The following is a 17,950-nucleotide window of genomic DNA, read 5'->3' as shown; positions in this document are numbered from 1 at the left end:
CCGGCACCGCCGTCCGGTCACGGCCGGCAGGTCACCACTCGCCGTCCTCCACCGGCTTGCCCGGCGGGTCCTTCAGCGGGGTGATCTGGTCGGCGGAGGGCGCCTGCCACGGGTCCAGGTCGCTGCCGAGCCAGTCACCGACCGGCCGGACCGACTCCAGGGTGTCCGTCGGGGCGAGGTCCTCGGCGTCCGCGTCGTAGTAGTCGTACCAGGGCAGGCCCGCCCGGGTGTACGCCGCCCGGTCCACCGGCGACGGCGGCGGGGCCTCGCCGGTGATCCGGCGCCACTCCGGGGGCGTCACCAGGTGCACGAACACCCGGCCGGCCGGCTCCTCGGACCAGTCCGAGAGCGGCCGGTCGTCCCGGTAGACCTCCTGCCGCATCGACCCGCCCACCCCCAGCCCCATGGCCGCGGCCCGCCGTGGCGCGCCACCGGCCGCGGCCGGCGGTACGGCGCCGCCCGGCGCGGGCGGCGACATCATGGGCCCCGCCGCCCCGGGGGCTCCCCCCACCATGGGCGGCGGGGCCGCGCCGTACCCACCGGTCACGCCGAACCCTCCGGACGTCCGTTCCCGCGCCAGCCGTTCCCGTTCCCGCTCCCGCCGCCACCGCGCGAGGGCGTCGTCCCGCAGCGGGAACGACCGGAGCTGGATGCCGCCCCACACCTCCTCGCCGGTGACCTGCCCCTCGACCGTCGCGCCCATCCCCAGGGGCACGGCCACGAACTGGCGGACGGTGCCCTTCCCGGAGTTGATGCCGTCCAGCCAGGGCTGGCGGGGCAGCACCAGGTAGTTCTGCGGACGCCGGGCCAGCCGGTCGCTCCACCGCTCCCCGGACACCGCGCACACCTTGCCGGCACCGACCTGGAGGGCGGCCGGCTCCGTCGTACCGGCGAAACTCAGCCACATCGCCTCGCGCAGATACACGGGCAGCATCACACCGCCGCGCGCCCGCCACTGCTCCGGCACCCGGTCGGCGTAGTCGGCCACCCGCCGGACGGGGAACTCGCCCAGCCCCGGCGGCAGCGGATGCGTACCCGTCTCCGGCAGCCGCAGCGTGCGCACGAACCGGACCGCCACCCCGCCCGGCAACCGCAGGGTGTTCCCCTCGATCCGGACCCCTGAACCGCTCATCCGCCCGCCCCTCGCTTCCCGCCCCGGCCCGCCCGGCGCCCTCTCACCCAGAACGTTCGCCGAACCCCGCGCGGTTCCGCCACAGCTCCTCCTGGATGCCGAGCCGCTCGCGCAGCCGGGACATCCGGGGCAGCCTCTTGCGCTGGTCCCGCGAGACCCGGTCCAGCTCCTCCAGCAGCCGGCGGGTGCGGTGCTCGGTGTTCAGCTCGTCGATGATCCGGGTCGTCTCGGTCAGTACGGCGCCCAGCAGCTGCCAGTGCTCCCAGTCCTTGCGGATCTCCTCCTGGAGCAGCTCGGCCAGCCGGTCGCGGGTGCCGGCCGCGGTGTGCAGCTCGGCCGTCAACCGGGACTCCGCCGACTCCGCGTTCTCGCTCAGATGGGTGGTCACGAGCACGGCGAAGCTGACCACCGCGTCGGCGATCTCCGACAGGAGCTGCTCCATGGTGGCCCCCACCTGCGGGGGGAACATCTCGTCGGACGTGCGGGCCTTCGCCAGATCGGTGAACGAGCGGGCCAGCACCCGCAGCACGACCGTGCAGATCTCCAGCGTGTCCAGGCCGGTGCGCAGCACCACCCGGTGCAGCAGCCCCTCCTTGACGCGCGGATTGAGTCGCAGGCTGTCCTCCGCCTGCCGCAGCGCCGCGTCGACCTGGACGATGTCGTGGTCGAGCCGGCGTGCCTCGTGCAGCCGCTCGGCCGCCTGTTCCCACGGTGTCCGGCCCGCGGCCTCCTCACCCATCCGCAGCATCAGCTGCCGCAGCCGGCGCGCCAGGTCCTCGATCGACCGCCCGGCCTCGTCCACCCAGACAGGGGGCGGCAGCAACAGGTTGCAGGCCGTGCCGACGACCGCGCCGATCAGTGTCTCCACGATCCGCGCCCACGCCGTGAAACCGACCGTGGTGACCCCGAGCACCAGCATGGCGCTGATCGCCACCTCGGCGACGTACTCGTCGACGCGCACCAGGTGCCCCACGCCCAGCGCGGCCACGATCAGCAGCGCCAGGCTCCACCAGGTCAGGCCGACCAGCACGCTGAAGGCGATGGCCACCAGCACGCCCGCGACCACCGCGTTCACCCGGCGGATGCCGTTGGTCAGGGTGGCGTAGAAGGTCACCTGGACGACCAGCAGGGCGGTCAGCGGCGCCGTGAGCGGCGCGGGCTCCGGACTCAGCCGGAGCGCGATGACGTAGGCGATCGTCGCGGCCGTGGCCGACCGCAGCGTCTGGACGACCACCGGCTCCCGGTGGCGTTGCACCAGTCGCAGCAGTCCCGTGATCCACTTCCGTACGTCGAGCATCCCTTGGCCTGTTCCCGTTCACCGGGCGCCTCGAACATGATCGCTTGACCGACCGTTCCTGTCCGCAAAGTTCCGGGTGCGCTCGTGAGCCCCGGCACGCGGGTACGGCCCCCGGGACATCGTCGCCCTCGGGGGCCGGGCGTTGTGCCGTCCGGCCGAGCGGCGGGCGTCCGCACCGGCACCGGATGTGCCCGCGCGAAGGTCAGGCGTACAGCTTGTCGAGGAACGCCGCCAGGTTGCCCGTCATGCGGGCGATCTGTTCCTCCACGGTCAGGCTCTCCTCGAACCGGGCGCCGGAGTCCGGCGCCTTCTTGCCCCGCACGTACACGGAACAGGCCAGGTCCGTGCACATGTACAGCCCGACCGAGTTGCCCTCGCGGCCCGCCGTCCCCGTCTTCCGGGCGGTCATCAGGGACACCCCGCCACCGCGGTGCGTCGTCAGGCACAACGAGCACATGCTGCGGTGCAGGAAGCCGCGCTGCGAGGCGGGGTAGCGCAGGGTGACGCCGATCAGCCGGCCGTCCCGCTCGGTCACCAGGAAGCTGCGGTCGGGGGCCCCGGGATCACGCCAGCCGAGGAAGTCGAGGTCGTCCCAGGGGCGCTCCTCCAGGTCCCGCGGGACCGCCAGCCGCTTGGCCTCGCCCTTCGAGCAGTTGACGAACGAGGCGCGGATGTCCTGCTCGCTGACGGGTTTCATGGGGGAAGTCCTCCGGATTCGGTGTGCCATGAACCTAAGGGGTCTAGGTTCCCGCTCAGCCTAGGCAGCGGGCGGGTCGGCGGGCCAACACTTTTCCGCCCGCCGCCCCCACCCACTCCACCGGCCGCATCCACACACTCCGCGGGCGGGGTCGGTGAGCAGGCGGTGCACGGCCGCCGTGCGGCCGACAGGGCGGCGGGACGGTCGGGCGGGCGACGCGACGGCGGCCGGACGCCGGCTCGACACCTGGGGGCGGACGGGCGGTATCTGGAGGACGTGTACGCCGCCGGCTGAGCCGCGGGGGGAAGGGCGCGCCGGACGGACGCGCCCCGGAGCCCCTCGCCGACCCTCTCCGCCTGCTTCACTCACAGTTTGAAATAAGGGGTGGCGCGAAGTCGCGTCCGGTCCCTGCCGGGAGGTATGTTGCAGGTCGGGCAGGGGAGGGGAAGGAACCACATGACGGGGCGGAACGGACGCACGGTACGCGATCTGCGGCGCGGCAACCGCACGGCGGTGCTCCAGCGCCTGTACTTCGACGGCCCGCTCAGCCGGTTCGAACTGGGCCCCGCCACCGGACTGAGTTCCGGCTCGGTCAGCAACGTGGTCGCCGACCTGGTCGCCGACGGCCTGGTCGAGGAGGCCGGCAGCGTCGACTCCGACGGCGGCCGGCCCCGCACCCTGCTGCGCGTCTCCCCGCACAGCGGCCAGCTGATCGGCGTCGATGTCGGCGAGACCCGCGTCCGGGTCGAGCTGTTCGACCTCGCCCTCACCGAACTCGCTCGTACCGAAAGGCCGTTGACTCCCCAGGGCTACGACGTCGACGTCATCGCCGGTCATATCCGCGACGGGATCGCCGAGGTGCTCACCGTCGGGCGGGCCGACCCCGACCGGCTGCTCGGCGTGGGCGTCGGCGTCCCCGGCATCGTCGAGCACTCGGCGGACCGCGGCGCCGTGGTCCACGGGCAGACCATCGGCTGGGACGCGGTCCCGCTGGAGCTGCTGCTGCGCTCGGCGTCGCCGCTCCCCGACGAGGTGCCGTACTTCATCGACAACGGCGCCAAGACCCTCGGCCAGGCGGAGATGTGGTTCGGTGCCGGCCGCGGGGCCCGCAACGCCGTGGTCGTGCTGTTCGGCTCCGGTGTCGGGGCCTGCCTGGTCACCCCCGAGGCGGAGCACGGGCGGGCGCTGGAGTGGGGGCACCTGACGGTGCGGGTGCGCGGACGCCGCTGCCGGTGCGGCGCGCCCGGCTGCCTGGAGGCGTACGCGGGCGCGGAGTCCCTGCTCGCCCGGTGGCGCGAGGAGGGCGGCCGGCCGCCGGCGGACACCGACGAGGAGACCGCGCTCACCGCGATGCTCGCCGCGGCCTACCCGGCCGAGGGCGCCGCGGCCGACCCGGTCGCGCTGGCCGTCCTGGAGGAGACCGCCGAGTACCTCGGGGCCGGCCTCTCCGACCTGATCAATCTCTTCCAGCCCGAGCGCATCCTCATCGGCGGCTGGGCCGGCCTCCAGCTCGGCGCCCGCTTCCTGCCCGCCGTACGCCAGCACGCGGCGACGTACGCCCTGCGGCACCCGGCCGACAAGGTGACCGTCGAGCTGGGCCGGCTGGGGCCCGATGCGGTGACGGTCGGTGCCGCGATCCTGCCGCTGGCCGGGTTCTTCGCCAGCGGCGGCCGGCGTCCGCAGCCGGCCGGCGAGGTCCGGCTGCCCGCCTGGCGCACCGCGCTCCAGGAACGCGCCCCGCGCTGAGCCGCCGCCCGCGCGGGCGCCTCAGTCGGACGGTTCCTGCGCCCCCGGGTGCTCCGGATGGACCGTGCCCTGCCGCGGCGCGCCCTGCGGGCCGCTGCCCGCCTCGTCCGTGTCCGGTACGGCGTCCTCGTCCGGCGTGTCGCCGGGGGTGTGCCCGGGCGCCACGTCCAGCGGGTCCTCGCCGGGACCGGCCTGCTGATCGGGCATGTCCCTGGGGACCGGCCGCTGCCCGTCCCCGGAAGTGGCACCGGGTTCCTGCACCGCCATCGTGTTCTCCGCTCCTTCTCGTATCGGACTGTGGGTCGGGGGGACGCGCGCTCAGCCGACCTTGCGGCCGCGCATCGGCTCGGTCTCCATGCCGCCGCCCTTCTGGAGGCCGTCCAGGAACTCCTGGATGACCTCGGTCGCCGTGTACCGGGGCTGCCAGCCCAGCTCGGCGCGCGCCCGGCCGCTGTCCATCATCGGCAGCCGCAGCACCGCGTCGAACAGGTGCGGTGAGGCGGGCAGCAGGTGCAGCCCCCAGGCGGCGGCGATCGCCGACCGGACCGCCGTACGCGGCAGCCGCACCGGCCGTGAGCCGAGCAGCTCGGCGAGCACGCCCGCGTCGAGCGGGGGATCGGCGGCCAGGTTGAAGGGGCCGCGGGCGGTGTCGGTGTGCACCGCGAGCCGGTAGGCCTCGGCGGCGTCGTCGGTGTGCAGCGCCTGCACCCGCAGGCCGGGGACGTCGGGGAGGAACGGCAGCAGCTCCGGCCGGGCCAGCGGACCGGGCAGGAACCGCCCGCCGAAGATCCGCCGCTGCTCGCTCGCCGACTGCCACTTGAACAGGAACGCGGGGCGCATCCGGACCACCCGCACCTCGGGGTGGTCGCGCTCGAACACGTCGAGGGTGCGCTCCAGGTACGCCTTCTCCCGGCAGTACGCGGCGTCCGGCCAGCCGTGCGTCGGCCAGCTCTCGTTCACCTCGCGGTCCTTGGGGCCGGGTGAGTACGCCCCGACGGAGGAGGCGTGCACCAGCACCGGCACCCGGGCCGCGGCGACCGCCTCGAACACCCGGATGCTGCCGAGGACGTTGGTCCGCCAGGTGGTGGCCGGGTCGTGGGTGGGCTGAAAGGCCCAGGCCAGATGGATGACGGCGTCGGCGCCCTCGAAGCGCTCGGCGAGGTTCGCCCGGTCCGAGGCGATGTCCACGGCGGACCACTCGGTCTTCTCCGCCGACCAGTCGGGTGTGCGCCGGGCCAGTCCCCGTACCGACTTGACGGCGGGGTCCTCCGAGAGCAGGCGCACCACGCTCGTCCCGACATTGCCGGTGGCGCCGGTCACGACGACCCTGCTGCCCACTGAGCTGCTCACCTTCGGCTCCTCTCGTCGTCACGGCGGGGGCGGGGACGAGCGGCCGGGTACCCGGGCACCGTGCCCGCACACGTCGGCATGACGTCACGGGTAATCGACCGCACCACCCTCCGCGCGGAACGATCGGATCACCGAGCACGGCGGGCGCCCCGCCCCGCCGCCGGTCCGCACCGCGACCCCAGGAGGTCCCCATGCCGTACTTCACCGCCCCCGTCGACGGCGCCCGTCTGCACTACACCGACCACGGTCCCGCGACCGGGCCCGTCGCCGTCTTCGCCGCCAGCGCCTACCTCGGCCACGACATGTGGGAGCACCAGACGCTGCCGCTCGCCGAGGCCGGCTACCGCTGCGTCGGCCTGGACCGGCGGGGCCACGGCCGGTCCGAGGACACCTGGACGGGGTACGACCTGGACACCCTCGCCGACGACCTGCACGCCCTGCTCGACCACCTGGACCTGCGCGACGTCACCCTGGTCGGGCACTCGGTCGGCACGGCCGAGGTGGTCCGCTGCCTGACCCGGCACGGCACCGCGCGGGTGGCCCGGGCCGCGCTGGTCGCCGGCGTCAGTCCGGGTCTGGTCCGCTCGCCGGGCCTGCCGACGGGCCTGGACCCGGCGCTCGTCCAGGCCGACGACGAGGTGTTCCGGCGCGACCGGGCGGCCTACTTCACCGCGTCGGCCGACGACTTCTTCGCCGCGCACCGGCCCGGCAACGAGGTGTCGCCCCAGTACGTCCGTCACCTCATCGACCGGTGCCTCACCGCCACCCCGCGCGCCTCGAACGCCGTCCGGGCCGTGGTCGCCGGCCTGGACCTCACCGCCGAGCTGCCCACGGTCGGGGTCCCGGTGCTGGTCGTGCACGGCACCCACGACGCCTCGGCGCCGCTGGCCCTCACCGGTGAGCGCGCGGCACGCCTGGTGCCGGACGGCACGCTGAAGGTGTACGAGAACGCCGGGCACGGCCTGTTCACCACCCACGCGGAGCTGCTCACGGCGGACCTGCGGGAGTTCCTCGGCCCCGTGGCCGGGCGGGCGGCCGTACCCGCCGGGGCCGGCCGCGCCGGCCGGTGACCGGACGCCGGACAGTGAGGAGCCCCGGCCGTGACGGGGGAATCACGACCGGGGCGGTCAGAGGTGGGTACGCACGGCGGTCGCCTCGCGGCGAGACGCTCCACAGGGCTTCAGCCGGACGATCGTCCCTGTGGGCAGGAGGTGAGGCCCGGATACTGTCCCGTCCGCACCCACAGCTGGTTCAACGGGCAACCATCCCGGAGTGTTCCACCCTCCCGGCATGACCTGCGTCACTCCCCGCCGAACGGGCTCTGCGCCAGCCGGTCCAGCAGGTCGGCCGGGTCGGCGTACACCGCCCCGGCGCCCGCCTCCTCCAGGTCGGCCCGGGCGATCCCGCCGCACAGCACCCCCACACAGCGGACGCCCGCCTTGCTGCCCGCCTGCATGTCCCAGACGGTGTCCCCGACGAACACCGCCCGGGAGGCCGGCACCCCGGCCAGCTCCAGCGCGTGTTCCACGGGCTCCGGCGCCGGCTTGCCCTCCCGCACGTCGTCGGCGCTCGCCGTGTCCTTGATGGCGTCGTCCGCGCCGATCGCCCGGCGCAGCGCGCCCAGCTCGGCACCGCTCGCCGAGGTGGCGAGGACCACCGTCCAGCCGTCCCCGCTCAGCCGCCGCAGCAGCTCCGCGGCCCCCGGCAGGGCGGGCAGCCGGTCGAAGTACTGGCCGTACAGCGCCTTGTGCGCGGCGCTCAGCGCGGCGTCCTGGTCCTTGTCCCGGTCGTCGCCGAGCAGATGGGCGACCAGGTCGTCCGAGCCCAGCCCGACGGCCCGGTGCACGGCGTGCATGGGCACGTCGTGACCCGCCTGCCGGAACGCCTCCCACCAGGTCACGACGTGCAGGTGATTGGTGTCGACCAGGGTTCCGTCGACGTCGAACACGGCGGCGCGCTCCATGGGGGTCCTTTCGTCTCAGCTCCCCGACCGGGTACCACGTCCGGACCCGGCCACGCGTGCCGGCAGCCGGCCTTCGCGCGTCCAGCCCAGCAGCTCCCCGGCCGACCAGGTCGTCACCACCCGTTCGGGCGGCACCCCGCACTCCTCGGCGCGGGCGCAGCCGAGGATCTGCCAGTCCAGCTGGCCCGGTGCGTGCGCGTCGGTGTCCACCGCGAACAGCACCCCCGCCTCGACCGCCGCCCGCAGCAGCCGCCGCGGCGGGTCCAGGCGTTCGGGGCGGCTGTTGATCTCCACGGCCGTGGACGACGCGGCGCACGCGGCGAAGACCTCCGCCGCGTCGAACTCCGACTCCGGCCGCCCCCGGCCCGTCACCAGACGCCCGGTGCAGTGACCGAGGACGTCGGCGTGCGGGTTGCGGACGGCGGCCACCATGCGGCGGGTCATCGACCGGGCGTCCATCCGCAGCTTGGAGTGGACCGACACCACGACCACGTCCAGCCGCTCCAGCAGGTCCGGCTCCTGGTCCAGCGAGCCGTCCTCCAGGATGTCGCACTCGATGCCGGTGAGCAGCCGGAACGGCGCCCAGCGCGCGTTCAGCCCCGCCACCACCTCCAACTGCTCCCGCAGCCGGTCCGGTGACAGCCCGCGGGCCACGGTCAGCCGCGGCGAGTGGTCGGTGAGCACGGCCCAGTCGTGCCCCAGCCCGGCCGCCGCCCGCCCCATCTCCTCGATCGGGCTGCCCCCGTCGGACCAGTCCGAGTGCGTGTGGCAGTCACCGCGGATCAGCGCCCGCAGCGCGGCACCGGGCCCGTCGGCCGCGACCGGCGCCCCGGCCTCCTCCTCCAGCGTGCGCAGATAGCCGGGCACGCCGCCGGCCAGCGCCTCCCGCACCACCTGGGCCGTCTTCGGCCCGACGCCCTTCAGCGCCTCCAGCGTCCCGGCCGCCGCCCGCTGTGCCACCTCCTCGCCGGGCAGCGCGGCGAGCACCCGGGCGGCGGTACGGAAGGCCCGTACCCGGTAGGTGGGCGCGAGCGCGCGCTCCAGCAGAAACGCGATCCGGTCCAGCGCGGCGACGGGTTCCATGCACCCCAGGTTCACACCGGACACCCGGCGGCGGCACGGCGAACCGCCCGGCACGTCCCGCGCGGCCACGGCCCGGCGCATCCGGTTTGCCCGCACAGCCCCCGGGTACTGCGGTGATCACCCCGCACGTGAGGAGGTCGTCATGCCCGAGCCCGCCGCACCGCGCCGCACGGCCGTGATCACCGGCGCAGACAGCGGAATCGGCCGCGCCACCGCCGTCCGGCTGGCCGAGGCCGGCCTCGACATCGGCTTCACCTGGCACTCCGACGAGGAGGGCGCCGAGGCGACCGCCCGGGAGATCCGCGCCCACGGCCGCCGGGCCGCCGTGGCCCAGCTCGACCTCACCCGGCTGCCCGAGGCCGCCGACGTCGTGGACGGGCTCTTCGAGGAACTCGGCCGCGTCGACGTGCTGGTCAACAACGCCGGTACGGGCACCATGACCCCCTTCCTGGACCTGGAGCTGGCGGACGTGCGCCACGTCCTGGACGTCGACCTCGTCGGCCCGTTCCTGCTCGGCCAGCGGGCCGCCCGGCGCATGATCCGGCAGGGTGACGGCGGCCGGATCGTCAACGTCACCTCCGTCCACGAGCACCAGCCCCGGGTCGGCGCGGCGCCCTACTGCGCGGCCAAGGGCGGCCTCGGCCTGCTCACCCAGGTGATGGCCCTGGAGCTGGCCGAGCACGGCATCACCGTGAACGCCGTCGCGCCGGGTGAGATCGCCACCCCGATGACGGGCCAGGAGGACACCGACGTGCACACCGTGCGCCGCCCCGGTGTCCCGCTCGGCCGCCCCGGCGACGCCCGCGAGGTCGCCGCCGTCATCGCCTTCCTGGCGAGCCCGGACGCCTCCTACGTCACCGGCGCCTCCTGGAGCGTGGACGGCGGCATGCTCCGCATGGGCCCGCAGGCCGGCTCCCACCTGCCCGACGACGACTGGCGCCGGCCCTGAGACGCCGATGAGGCTGCGCACCAGCTCCTGCGACGGCCCCGGCTACCGGCGCATCCGCTGCGGCCAAGGCTTCCGCTACGTGGACAGTGACGGCGAGCGCCTGGCCGACCCGGGCCACCTCGACCGCATCCGCGCGCTGACCATCCCGCCCGCCTGGCGCGACGTGTGGATCTGCCCCTGGCCCAACGGCCACCTCCAGGCCGTCGGCACCGACGCCGCCGGACGCCGCCAGTACCTGTACCACGAGCAGTTCCGGGCGGAGCAGGACCGGGCCAAGCACGAGCACGTACGGCAGGTCGCGCGGGCCCTGCCCGAGCTGCGCGCCAAGGTGGCCCTGGACCTGGCCGGGCGCCGGCTGAACCGGGACCGGGTCACCGCCTGCGCGGTCCGCCTGCTCGACCTGGGCTTCTTCCGCATCGGCAGCGACCGGCACACCCGCACCAGCGAGACCTACGGCCTGACGACCATGCTGCGGGAGCACGTCACCTGCGGGCAGGGCGAGATCACCTTCAACTTCCCGGCGAAGGGCGGTGTCGAGATGGTGCGCGCCCTCGTCGACGACCAGGTGCGCACCGTCGCCCTCGCCCTGCTGCGCCGGCCGCGCGGCGGCGACCGCTTCCTGGCCTTCCACGAGCGCGGCGCCTGGCACGACCTGCACGGCGACGACCTGAACGAGGCACTGCGCAGGCTGACCGGCACCGACGTGACCGCCAAGGACTTCCGCACCTGGCACGCCACCGTGCTGGCCTCCGTCGCGGTCGCCGTGACCGCGGGCCAGGCCCGCGCCACCGAGGCGGCCCGGCGCCGGCAGATCGCCCGGGCCGTCCGCGAGGTGAGCCACTACCTGGGCAACACCCCGGCCGTCTGCCGGGCGTCGTACATCGACCCGAAGGTCTTCGAACTGTTCGAGCAGGGGGTGACCGTCGCCCCCGCGCTCACCCGGCTGGGCGAGCACGGGGACTTCGGGCGCCCGGCCACGCAGGGGCCGGTCGAGGCCGCGGTCCTCGATCTCCTGGACGGCTCCGGTGGATGACCCGCCCGGACGGGTTGCGTTCTACCCTCGATGACATGACCGAACAAGCAGTTCCGCACATGTCCCGTCCGCGGATCCTGGTTCTCGGTGTGTGCCCGGGCAGGCCGGGCGAGCCGCCGTTCCGGATCATGGAGATCGACGGTGAGGTGATCGGTGAGGCGCGGACCGTCACCGACGTGCTGGAGGCCGCCGCCGCCCACGGGCTTCCCATCCACGACCTGGACGACCCGGACGTGGTGCGCTTCGTGGGCGGCGACAAGTACACCTGGAGGCTGCACTGAGCCGACGGCTCAGCCGAGGGTCCACTTCTGGTTGGCGCCGCCCGAGCAGGTCCAGATCTGGAGCCGGGTGCCGTTGGCGGAGCTGTTGCCGGTGACGTCGAGGCACTTGTTCGCCTGCGGGTTGACGATGTCGTGCGCCCCGCTGACGGTCCACTTCTGGTTGGGCCCGCCGGTGCAGTCCCACAGCTGGACGGCCGTCCCGTCGGCGGTGCCGTTGCCCGTCACGTCCAGGCACTTGCCGAGCGCCCGCAGCGTGCCGTCCGAGCCGAGGGTCCACTGCTGCGCCGGGGTGCCGTTGCAGTCGTAGAGCTGGACCGGCGTGCCGTTGGCGCTGTTCGCGCCGGCGACGTCGGCGCACTTGCCGGCGAGCCCCCGCACCGGCACACCGGAGGGGCTGTCGGCGGTCGTCACCGACACCGAGTCCACCACCAGCTGCTGCGGGAACTGGGTCGAGCCGTCCGGGTCGCCGGGCCAGTACCCGCCCACCGCCAGGTTCAGGATCAGGAAGAACGGCTTGTTGTCGTACACCCAGGTCTTGCCGCCCAGGTCGGCGGGGGTGCGCCGCTCGTAGACGGTGCCGTCCACCGACCAGGTGATGGAGCCGGGCGCCCAGTCGACGGCGAAGGTGTGGAAGGCGTCCGCGAAGGCCTGTCCGCCCGGCAGGGTGTAGCCGGCGCCTATGCCGCCCGAGCCGGAGTAGCCGGGACCGTGGATGGTGCCGTGCACGGTCGAGGGCTCGAAGCCGACGTTCTCCATCACGTCGATCTCGCCCGAGTCCGGCCAGTTGACCGGCGTGCCGAGCATCCAGAACGCGGGCCACATGCCCTGCCCGCGCGGGATCTTCATCCGGGCCTCGACGTGGCCGTACGTCGCCTGGAACTTGCCGGCGGTGTTCAGCCGGGCCGAGGTGTACTGGCAGCTGCCGTACCAGCACTGGTAGCCGGCCGGGTTCTCCTTCCGGGCCGTGATCACCAGGTGGCCCTGGCCGTCCAGGGCCGCGTTCTTCGTGCCCGACGTGTAGTACTGCCGCTCGTGGTTGTTGACGTTGTCGCCGGTCTCCAGGGTCCACTTCGAGGAGTCGACCGCGGCGCCCGCGGGTCCGTCGAAGGTGTCCGAGAAGGTGGCGGCGGCCGCTGCCGCGGGCGTGGCGGTCTGCGCCCGCGCGGGGCCGACGGCGGCGGAGCCGATCAGCGCTGCGGACAGGGCGGCGAGGAGACATCTGCGGAGCAGACGCGGGGAGGCCATGGCTCTCCGTTCCAGGTGGGGGGAGCGAATGCGATGCCTCTTGATTTAAGAAGTGAGATAAGGGGTCGTCAATACTCTGGTACGGACCTCTTGCGCGAGATCACTCGGCCGCGGGCTCCGGCACCCGGCGGTGCACGCCGCGCCCGAGCCGCCGTCCGAGCAGCAGCCAACCCAGCAGCGCCCCGGTCGTGTTGAGGATGACGTCGTCGATGTCGAAGGCCCGCCCGGTGACCAGCGCCCCCTGGACCAGCTCCACCATCAGCATCACCAGCGCGGTCAGCACCAGGACGTGCAGCGCCCCCCGGGCGCGCGGCGCGAGGACCGGCACGAGCACTCCGAACGGCACGCCGAGCAGTACGTTCCCGCCGACCTGCTTGAGCGCCTCCCGTATCGGCGCGTGCTCCAGGTAGGCCCGCAGTGAGCTGCCCGGGTGCAGGTTGCTGTGCGTCAGCGACACCGACGCGGGGGACGGCTGGAGCGTGATCTTCGCCAGCACCACGGCGAACGCCACCATGAACGCGAACGCGACCAGGACCGCCAGCAGCCGGACGGGAAGCGGCAGGGCGTGCCGCCGCGCGGCCGGCGGACGGGACCGCTCCTCGACCTCGGGCCGCTTCCTTCCGGTGCGCAGCACCGCGGGCAGGCGCAGGGCGGTACGGTCCATCGGGTCCTCCAGGTCGTCAAGCTCCGCGTGGCACAAGCCGCTTACCCGCGCCTCGCCCCGGGATGCCCCCGTCCGCCGCGGTACGCGCGGGGGCGGGGGCATCCCGAGGCCGGCGGTCAGTCGCGGTAGGTGACGCGCACCTCCTCGAAGCCGAGGGAGCGCAGCAGGCCCTGGAGCATGCCGGTGGTGTTGTGCTCGGCGCGGGCGGTCAGCCCGCTGGTCCGGGCCGCGTCGCCGATGTGGCGGACGGCCAGTTTCTGCACGGCCTGCTCGCTGTTGGGATTGTCCGAGAACAGGTCGCCCAGCCGGTCCAGCAGCCCGCGCTGCTTGGAGACGGCGTAGGAGTGACGGGGGTCGAGGGCGGGCGTGCCGAGCCGTGCGTGCGGCAACCGGAGCGTGGCGGACGTGCGGTCGGCGTCGACCGTGACGTCCTTCTCGCCGAGCCGGCCGAGGTCCACGTAGGCGTCCACGGTGCCCGCGCCCACGTAGAGGGTGCGGGTGCCGCGGATCGCGTCCGGCAGGAACTTCGCGTCCTTCTCCAGGTCCACGACGACCTGGAAGGTGCCGGACGCGGCGTCGTAACGGCTCATGTCCCGCACGGACTTCAGGAGCGCGGGACCGGAGCGATCGTGTGTCTCGGTGCCGAACAGGTCCTTGATGCCCGGCAGTACGGCCAGCCGGATGCCGGCGAACAGCACGGCGAGCACCAGGACGAGCGCGGCCACGGCCTTGGCCCAGCCGGGCATGCGTCTGACGGGAGTCGTCATGGCGACGGCCCTCCTTCCTGCTGACCGCATTCCCGCCAACGGCCTGATCAGACAAGGCCGTTGCCGCTCACAGCGAGCCGGAGGCGGCCTCCGGGCGGGCCAGGGCCGACGCCAGGTCCGGGTGCGCGGGCAGCAGCCGGGCCAGACCGGTGACCCGCAGCACGCGCAGGGTCAGCGGGTGCGTGCACACCAGTCGCAGCTGTCCGCCGCGCTCCAGCACCCGTGCGCGGGCCCGGTAGAGCAGCCGCAGCCCGGAACAGTCGAAGAACTCCACCGGCCGGAGGTCGATCACCACCCGCGCACCGGGCCGGCCGGTCACGCGGTCGAGGTGCGGTCCGATCTCCGTAGCCGCGACGATGTCGATCTCACCCCGGAACTCCAGGACCGTGTGCCCACGCCAGTCGTACGCGCCCAGTTGCCGGGTGAGGGGTTCGGGCTCGTGTCGCACTCGGCACCACCTCCCACCCGTGCCCGGACGTCGGATCCCGATCGTCAAGTTACCCTCGATGGAAGGAATTTGAGCATGTTCGATTGACATATGTCTTCGAGTTTGGCGTGTGCCCGATGCCGGGCGGGGCTCACTCCGCCAGCAGCACCAGCTTGCCCGTGGTCCGCCCGGTGTCACCCAGCTCGTGCGCCTTCGCGGCGTCGGACAGCGGGAACGTCCCGGCGACGGCCGGCGCCAGCTTCCCGGACTCCGCCAGCTCCGCGACCGCCCGCATCCCGGCGCGGTCGGCGTCGACCAGCATCCGCACCCCGCGCACGCCGAGCCGCCGCGCCTCGTCGTGGAACTCCTGTGAGCCGCCCGGCAGGATCGAGACCACGACACCGCCCGGCCGCAGCGTCCGCAGGGAGCCCACGGCCGTGTCGCCGCCGAGCGTGTCCAGGACGACGTCCACGTCCCGCACCGTCTCCGTGACGTCGGTGGCGTGGTAGTCGACGGGCTCGTCCACGCCGATCTCCCGCAGGAAGCCGTGCTTGGCCGCGCTCGCGGTGCCGATCACGTGCGCGCCGCGAGCCTTGGCGATCTGCACGGCCACGTGCCCCACCCCGCCGGCCGCCGCGTGGATCAGCACCCGCTGCCCGGGCCGCACGTCCGCGTGCTCGGTCAGCGCCTGCCAGGCGGTGAGGGAGACCAGCGGCAGCGCGCCCGCCCGGACGTGGTCGAGCGAGGCCGGCTTGCGGGTCAGGGCGCGGACCGGGGCGATCACGTACTCGGCGTGCGAGCCGTGGCCGAACGGGTACGGCAGCATGCCGAACACCTCGTCGCCGGGCTCGAAGGCGGCGGCGCCGATCCCGTTCTCGACGACCTCACCGGACACGTCCCAACCGAGGACGAACGGGGGCCGGCCGAGGAACCCGCCGGTGGCCCGGTGCTTCCAGTCGGTGGGGTTCACGCCGGCCGCCCGCATCCGGACCAGCACCTGGTTCGGGCCCGGCTTCGGCCGCTCGACCTGCACGTACTTCAGCACCTCGGGGCCGCCGAGGACGTCCTGGCTGATGGCTCGCATGGTGTCCACATCGCTCATGGTGACCCAGCCTGCCGGAGTCCGGCCCTTCGGAACATGGCGCGACGGCCATCCTCCGACAGGATCGTGCCAGGCGCGCCCGCGGCCCGGTCGGGTGCGGCCGAACGTTCCGGCCCGCCCCGGCGTCACAGGGCGCACGGAGCACACGGGCGAGCGAGGGGCGGACATGCGCGGAGGACGGGTTGCGCCGGCGGTGACGGTGGCGGTGCTGACGGCGGCATCGGCGACGGGGTGCGGCCACGGATCCCCGCGCGGCCTGGTGGTGACGGGCACGCCCCCGGCCTCCCCGTACGCCGGCCCGCTGTACCTGCCCACCAGGAACACCGGGGGCACCGGCCCCGGGCCCCTGCGTCCCGCCTCCGGCACGGCCGGGCGGCCGCTGGAGTGCGACGCGGAGATCTTCGACGGCTCCGGCCCGGACGCCTGGAGCGCCGCCGACGGCGGTGACACCCCGGAGGAGGGGCTGGCCCACTACTTCGACATGGTCCAGCCGCAGGAGCCCGCGCGTGGCTACCGCGTGGAGGCCCGGTCCGCGGACCGGGTGCCGCACTCCTTCGACGAGGCCGGGCGCGCCAAGGTGGCGGTCGTCGTGGCCAGGGACCAGAAGGACCGGCCCGGCCGGGGACCGGAGACCGACGCCTCCTGCGACCCGGCCGAACTACCCGCCCGGTACGCCGCCGCCTGGGGCTGGGAGGTGTGGACCGACGGCCGCGGCGGGCGGCTGCCGGTGGCCCGGATCAGCGGCTCCGCCGGCTCCGCGCACTGCGACCGGCAGTCGGTCCGTCTCCTGCGGCTCGACGGCCGCACGTACGCCCGCGACCCCGAGGGGGTCCTCGGCCGGGACGGTCTGCTGCGGGCGCCGTACCGCGGGGACGCGCGCATGCCCGCCACCGCTCACGACACCGGGTACCACCACGGGGACCGGCGGCTGTGGCTCACGGACGACCCGGACACGGTCTACGTCCGCACCTCCCACGGCGTGGAGGCGTGGCCGCGGACGAGGGAAGCCGCCGGCTGCGACTGATGCCCGTCGGCCGCACGGCGGACCACGGCAACGACCTTGCCCGGCAGGCGACTTCGGGGCGGCCGCGGCAGACGGGGTACGGCCGGCCGCCGGGCGGGACACGCCGCGCCCGCCGACTGATTCCGGCGGCCGGGGATATGCGCAGGGGGACAGACACAGGGAATCCGCCGGGAGGAAGCATGGCACTGGTCAAAGCGGGCGTCATGGTGCTGGACTGCGCCGAGCCCGAGAAACTCGCCGAGTTCTATCGGGAGTTCCTGGAAGGGGAACAGACCGCCGCGTCCGCCAACCTGGTCGAGATCCGGGGCGCCGACGGCGTCCGGCTCGCCTTCCGCCGGGACGTCAACGCCACGCCGCCCAGCTGGCCGCGCCCGGAGAACTCCCTCCAGGCCCACCTCGACTTCCTGGTCGAGGACCTGGACGAGGCCGAACGCCGGGTGGTGGGGCTGGGCGGGCGGCCGATCGAGACGAGGGACGCGGCGGGGCCGTACGAGGAACGCGGTTACTCCGACCCCGCCGGGCACTCCTTCACCCTGCGGCTGCAACCCTCGACGGCCCCGAAGCAGGGCTGACCGGCAGGCTCAGTCCCGGCCGCCCTTGTCGGTCGACGGCCAGACGCCGGTCGACCGTGCGATGGCCTTCGCGCCGGTACGGTCGACGGCGCTGCGCACCACCGCGAAGATGGCGCCCTGGACCGCCGCGGCCAGCAGGATCTCGCCCCAGCCGCGGTCCGGGTCCAGGGCGTCGGGCGCGTCGTCCTCGTGCCGGATCGCCATCCAGGCCTTGCGGAACGCCATGCCGGCCAGCGCGCCGCCTGCCCAGCTGAGCACGAATCCGACCGGCTGATAAGCGAGTGGGAGCTTCTTCTTCTTGTTCTTGGCCATGGGTGACTACTTCCTCGTCAGGCGTTCCTCATGCGGGCCGCCCTCGCCGGGCCACCCGTTCGCCGGGGCCCCGGGCCACCGCGTTCCCCGTTCGGCGCGCCCCGCACGGTGTGAGCCGCCCGGGTCGGGGGCAGTCGGCGATAGGTGACTGGGACATCCTCGGAACGGGAGACGGCCGCACGCGCGGCCGTGGACAGCGACAGCGACACGGCACCGGCGCGCGCCATCGACGACGGCGCGCCACCCGGACGTGACCAGGGCTCCGGCCGGCCGGACGCCCGGTCCGGCGGCGGCTCCGGCAGCCCA

General features: G+C 74.2%; 20 protein-coding genes. 7 read left to right on the top strand and 13 right to left on the bottom strand.

Translation table 11 applies throughout. The features are described 5' to 3' along the window. Positions 1-31: 31 nt before the first annotated feature. The 3 genes from ACIQVT_RS04445 to ACIQVT_RS04435 form a co-directional block, all read right to left on the bottom strand. A complete protein-coding gene (locus ACIQVT_RS04445; RefSeq protein WP_403747279.1) occupies positions 32-1,132 on the bottom strand; it encodes a hypothetical protein in 1,101 nt (366 codons plus the stop codon). A gap of 43 nt (positions 1,133-1,175) precedes the next feature. Further along, complete coding sequence (locus ACIQVT_RS04440; protein WP_403747276.1) at positions 1,176-2,429, bottom strand: aromatic acid exporter family protein; 1,254 nt, start codon at positions 2,427-2,429, stop codon at positions 1,176-1,178. A gap of 202 nt (positions 2,430-2,631) precedes the next feature. Beyond that, a complete protein-coding gene (locus ACIQVT_RS04435; RefSeq protein ID WP_403747273.1) occupies positions 2,632-3,126 on the bottom strand; it encodes an FBP domain-containing protein in 495 nt (164 codons plus the stop codon). Between the two features lie 456 nt (positions 3,127-3,582). Here ACIQVT_RS04435 and ACIQVT_RS04430 point away from each other — a divergent pair, with 456 nt between their 5' ends. After that, the gene (locus ACIQVT_RS04430; RefSeq protein ID WP_403747271.1) at positions 3,583-4,872 is read left to right on the top strand and encodes an ROK family protein; all 1,290 of its coding nucleotides are present in this window, start codon (positions 3,583-3,585) and stop codon (positions 4,870-4,872) included. Positions 4,873-4,893: 21 nt separating this feature from the next. On the opposite strand, the gene ACIQVT_RS04425 is transcribed toward ACIQVT_RS04430, so the two are convergent. After that, positions 4,894-5,139 carry a hypothetical protein gene (locus ACIQVT_RS04425; protein WP_403747268.1) on the bottom strand — a complete coding sequence of 82 codons (246 nt, stop codon included), beginning with the start codon at positions 5,137-5,139 and terminating at the stop codon, positions 4,894-4,896. Positions 5,140-5,190: 51 nt separating this feature from the next. Beyond that, positions 5,191-6,222, bottom strand: a complete 1,032-nt coding sequence (locus ACIQVT_RS04420) for an SDR family oxidoreductase (RefSeq protein ID WP_403747266.1) — start codon at positions 6,220-6,222, stop codon at positions 5,191-5,193. Between the two features lie 191 nt (positions 6,223-6,413). On the opposite strand from ACIQVT_RS04420, the gene ACIQVT_RS04415 reads away from it, so the two are divergent. Further along, positions 6,414-7,292: an alpha/beta fold hydrolase gene (locus ACIQVT_RS04415; RefSeq protein WP_403747262.1), complete on the top strand. Its 879-nt coding sequence runs from the start codon at positions 6,414-6,416 to the stop codon at positions 7,290-7,292. A gap of 230 nt (positions 7,293-7,522) precedes the next feature. Here ACIQVT_RS04415 and ACIQVT_RS04410 read toward each other — a convergent pair whose 3' ends face one another. Both ACIQVT_RS04410 and ACIQVT_RS04405 read right to left on the bottom strand, forming a co-directional pair. Further along, positions 7,523-8,185, bottom strand: coding sequence for an HAD family hydrolase (locus ACIQVT_RS04410; RefSeq protein WP_403747259.1), 663 nt, complete (start codon positions 8,183-8,185; stop codon positions 7,523-7,525). 15 nt (positions 8,186-8,200) lie between these two features. After that, the gene (locus ACIQVT_RS04405; protein WP_403747253.1) at positions 8,201-9,268 is read right to left on the bottom strand and encodes a PHP domain-containing protein; all 1,068 of its coding nucleotides are present in this window, start codon (positions 9,266-9,268) and stop codon (positions 8,201-8,203) included. Between the two features lie 142 nt (positions 9,269-9,410). On the opposite strand from ACIQVT_RS04405, the gene ACIQVT_RS04400 reads away from it, so the two are divergent. The 3 genes from ACIQVT_RS04400 to ACIQVT_RS04390 are packed head-to-tail and all read left to right on the top strand — an operon-like array spanning position 9,411 to position 11,531. After that, the gene (locus tag ACIQVT_RS04400) at positions 9,411-10,217 is read left to right on the top strand and encodes an SDR family oxidoreductase (protein ID WP_403747252.1); all 807 of its coding nucleotides are present in this window, start codon (positions 9,411-9,413) and stop codon (positions 10,215-10,217) included. A gap of 7 nt (positions 10,218-10,224) precedes the next feature. Next, entirely contained in the window at positions 10,225-11,250 is a 1,026-nt protein-coding gene (locus tag ACIQVT_RS04395) for a DNA topoisomerase IB (protein ID WP_403747250.1), read from the top strand. A gap of 35 nt (positions 11,251-11,285) precedes the next feature. After that, positions 11,286-11,531, top strand: coding sequence for a hypothetical protein (locus ACIQVT_RS04390; RefSeq protein WP_121790868.1), 246 nt, complete (start codon positions 11,286-11,288; stop codon positions 11,529-11,531). A gap of 9 nt (positions 11,532-11,540) precedes the next feature. Here the strand turns inward: ACIQVT_RS04390 and ACIQVT_RS04385 are convergent, their stop codons facing one another. The 5 genes from ACIQVT_RS04385 to ACIQVT_RS04365 form a co-directional block, all read right to left on the bottom strand. Further along, positions 11,541-12,776 carry an RICIN domain-containing protein gene (locus ACIQVT_RS04385; protein WP_403747247.1) on the bottom strand — a complete coding sequence of 412 codons (1,236 nt, stop codon included), beginning with the start codon at positions 12,774-12,776 and terminating at the stop codon, positions 11,541-11,543. 100 nt (positions 12,777-12,876) lie between these two features. Then, entirely contained in the window at positions 12,877-13,440 is a 564-nt protein-coding gene (locus ACIQVT_RS04380; RefSeq protein ID WP_403747245.1) for a VanZ family protein, read from the bottom strand. A gap of 116 nt (positions 13,441-13,556) precedes the next feature. Then, positions 13,557-14,207: a DUF4230 domain-containing protein gene (locus tag ACIQVT_RS04375; protein WP_403747243.1), complete on the bottom strand. Its 651-nt coding sequence runs from the start codon at positions 14,205-14,207 to the stop codon at positions 13,557-13,559. A 67-nt stretch (positions 14,208-14,274) separates the two neighbouring features. Continuing rightward, entirely contained in the window at positions 14,275-14,655 is a 381-nt protein-coding gene (locus tag ACIQVT_RS04370; protein WP_403747241.1) for an anti-sigma factor antagonist, read from the bottom strand. A gap of 130 nt (positions 14,656-14,785) precedes the next feature. Then, positions 14,786-15,736, bottom strand: a complete 951-nt coding sequence (locus ACIQVT_RS04365) for an NADP-dependent oxidoreductase (protein WP_403747238.1) — start codon at positions 15,734-15,736, stop codon at positions 14,786-14,788. A 166-nt stretch (positions 15,737-15,902) separates the two neighbouring features. Here ACIQVT_RS04365 and ACIQVT_RS04360 point away from each other — a divergent pair, with 166 nt between their 5' ends. Beyond that, positions 15,903-16,760, top strand: a complete 858-nt coding sequence (locus ACIQVT_RS04360) for a hypothetical protein (protein WP_403747235.1) — start codon at positions 15,903-15,905, stop codon at positions 16,758-16,760. A gap of 179 nt (positions 16,761-16,939) precedes the next feature. Beyond that, on the top strand, positions 16,940-17,332 hold the full coding sequence (locus ACIQVT_RS04355) for a VOC family protein (protein WP_403747233.1): 393 nt from the start codon (positions 16,940-16,942) through the stop codon (positions 17,330-17,332). Between the two features lie 9 nt (positions 17,333-17,341). Here the strand turns inward: ACIQVT_RS04355 and ACIQVT_RS04350 are convergent, their stop codons facing one another. Further along, a complete protein-coding gene (locus ACIQVT_RS04350; protein WP_403747230.1) occupies positions 17,342-17,644 on the bottom strand; it encodes a DUF4235 domain-containing protein in 303 nt (100 codons plus the stop codon). Positions 17,645-17,950 lie beyond the last annotated feature (306 nt).

The organism is Streptomyces sp. NPDC100445, assembly GCF_044759735.1.
Classification (GTDB): Bacteria; Actinomycetota; Actinomycetes; order Streptomycetales; family Streptomycetaceae; genus Streptomyces.
The sequence above is the reverse complement of the archived record's forward strand: the minus strand, read 5'-3'. Positions and strand labels throughout refer to the sequence as shown.

Bases quoted from the DNA above. Each gene is read 5' to 3' on its own strand.
- ACIQVT_RS04410 (WP_403747259.1), bottom strand. From the start codon at position 8,185: ATGGAGCGCGCCGCCGTGTTCGACGTCGACGGAACCCTGGTCGACACC.
- ACIQVT_RS04435 (WP_403747273.1), bottom strand. From the start codon at position 3,126: ATGAAACCCGTCAGCGAGCAGGACATCCGCGCCTCGTTCGTCAACTGC.
- ACIQVT_RS04395 (WP_403747250.1), top strand. From the start codon at position 10,225: ATGAGGCTGCGCACCAGCTCCTGCGACGGCCCCGGCTACCGGCGCATC.
- ACIQVT_RS04390 (WP_121790868.1), top strand. From the start codon at position 11,286: ATGACCGAACAAGCAGTTCCGCACATGTCCCGTCCGCGGATCCTGGTT.
- ACIQVT_RS04385 (WP_403747247.1), bottom strand. From the start codon at position 12,776: ATGGCCTCCCCGCGTCTGCTCCGCAGATGTCTCCTCGCCGCCCTGTCC.
- ACIQVT_RS04405 (WP_403747253.1), bottom strand. From the start codon at position 9,268: ATGGAACCCGTCGCCGCGCTGGACCGGATCGCGTTTCTGCTGGAGCGC.
- ACIQVT_RS04360 (WP_403747235.1), top strand. From the start codon at position 15,903: ATGCGCGGAGGACGGGTTGCGCCGGCGGTGACGGTGGCGGTGCTGACG.
- ACIQVT_RS04440 (WP_403747276.1), bottom strand. From the start codon at position 2,429: ATGCTCGACGTACGGAAGTGGATCACGGGACTGCTGCGACTGGTGCAA.
- ACIQVT_RS04400 (WP_403747252.1), top strand. From the start codon at position 9,411: ATGCCCGAGCCCGCCGCACCGCGCCGCACGGCCGTGATCACCGGCGCA.
- ACIQVT_RS04380 (WP_403747245.1), bottom strand. From the start codon at position 13,440: ATGGACCGTACCGCCCTGCGCCTGCCCGCGGTGCTGCGCACCGGAAGG.
- ACIQVT_RS04415 (WP_403747262.1), top strand. From the start codon at position 6,414: ATGCCGTACTTCACCGCCCCCGTCGACGGCGCCCGTCTGCACTACACC.
- ACIQVT_RS04350 (WP_403747230.1), bottom strand. From the start codon at position 17,644: ATGGCCAAGAACAAGAAGAAGAAGCTCCCACTCGCTTATCAGCCGGTC.
- ACIQVT_RS04430 (WP_403747271.1), top strand. From the start codon at position 3,583: ATGACGGGGCGGAACGGACGCACGGTACGCGATCTGCGGCGCGGCAAC.
- ACIQVT_RS04425 (WP_403747268.1), bottom strand. From the start codon at position 5,139: ATGGCGGTGCAGGAACCCGGTGCCACTTCCGGGGACGGGCAGCGGCCG.
- ACIQVT_RS04355 (WP_403747233.1), top strand. From the start codon at position 16,940: ATGGCACTGGTCAAAGCGGGCGTCATGGTGCTGGACTGCGCCGAGCCC.
- ACIQVT_RS04375 (WP_403747243.1), bottom strand. From the start codon at position 14,207: ATGACGACTCCCGTCAGACGCATGCCCGGCTGGGCCAAGGCCGTGGCC.
- ACIQVT_RS04365 (WP_403747238.1), bottom strand. From the start codon at position 15,736: ATGAGCGATGTGGACACCATGCGAGCCATCAGCCAGGACGTCCTCGGC.
- ACIQVT_RS04445 (WP_403747279.1), bottom strand. From the start codon at position 1,132: ATGAGCGGTTCAGGGGTCCGGATCGAGGGGAACACCCTGCGGTTGCCG.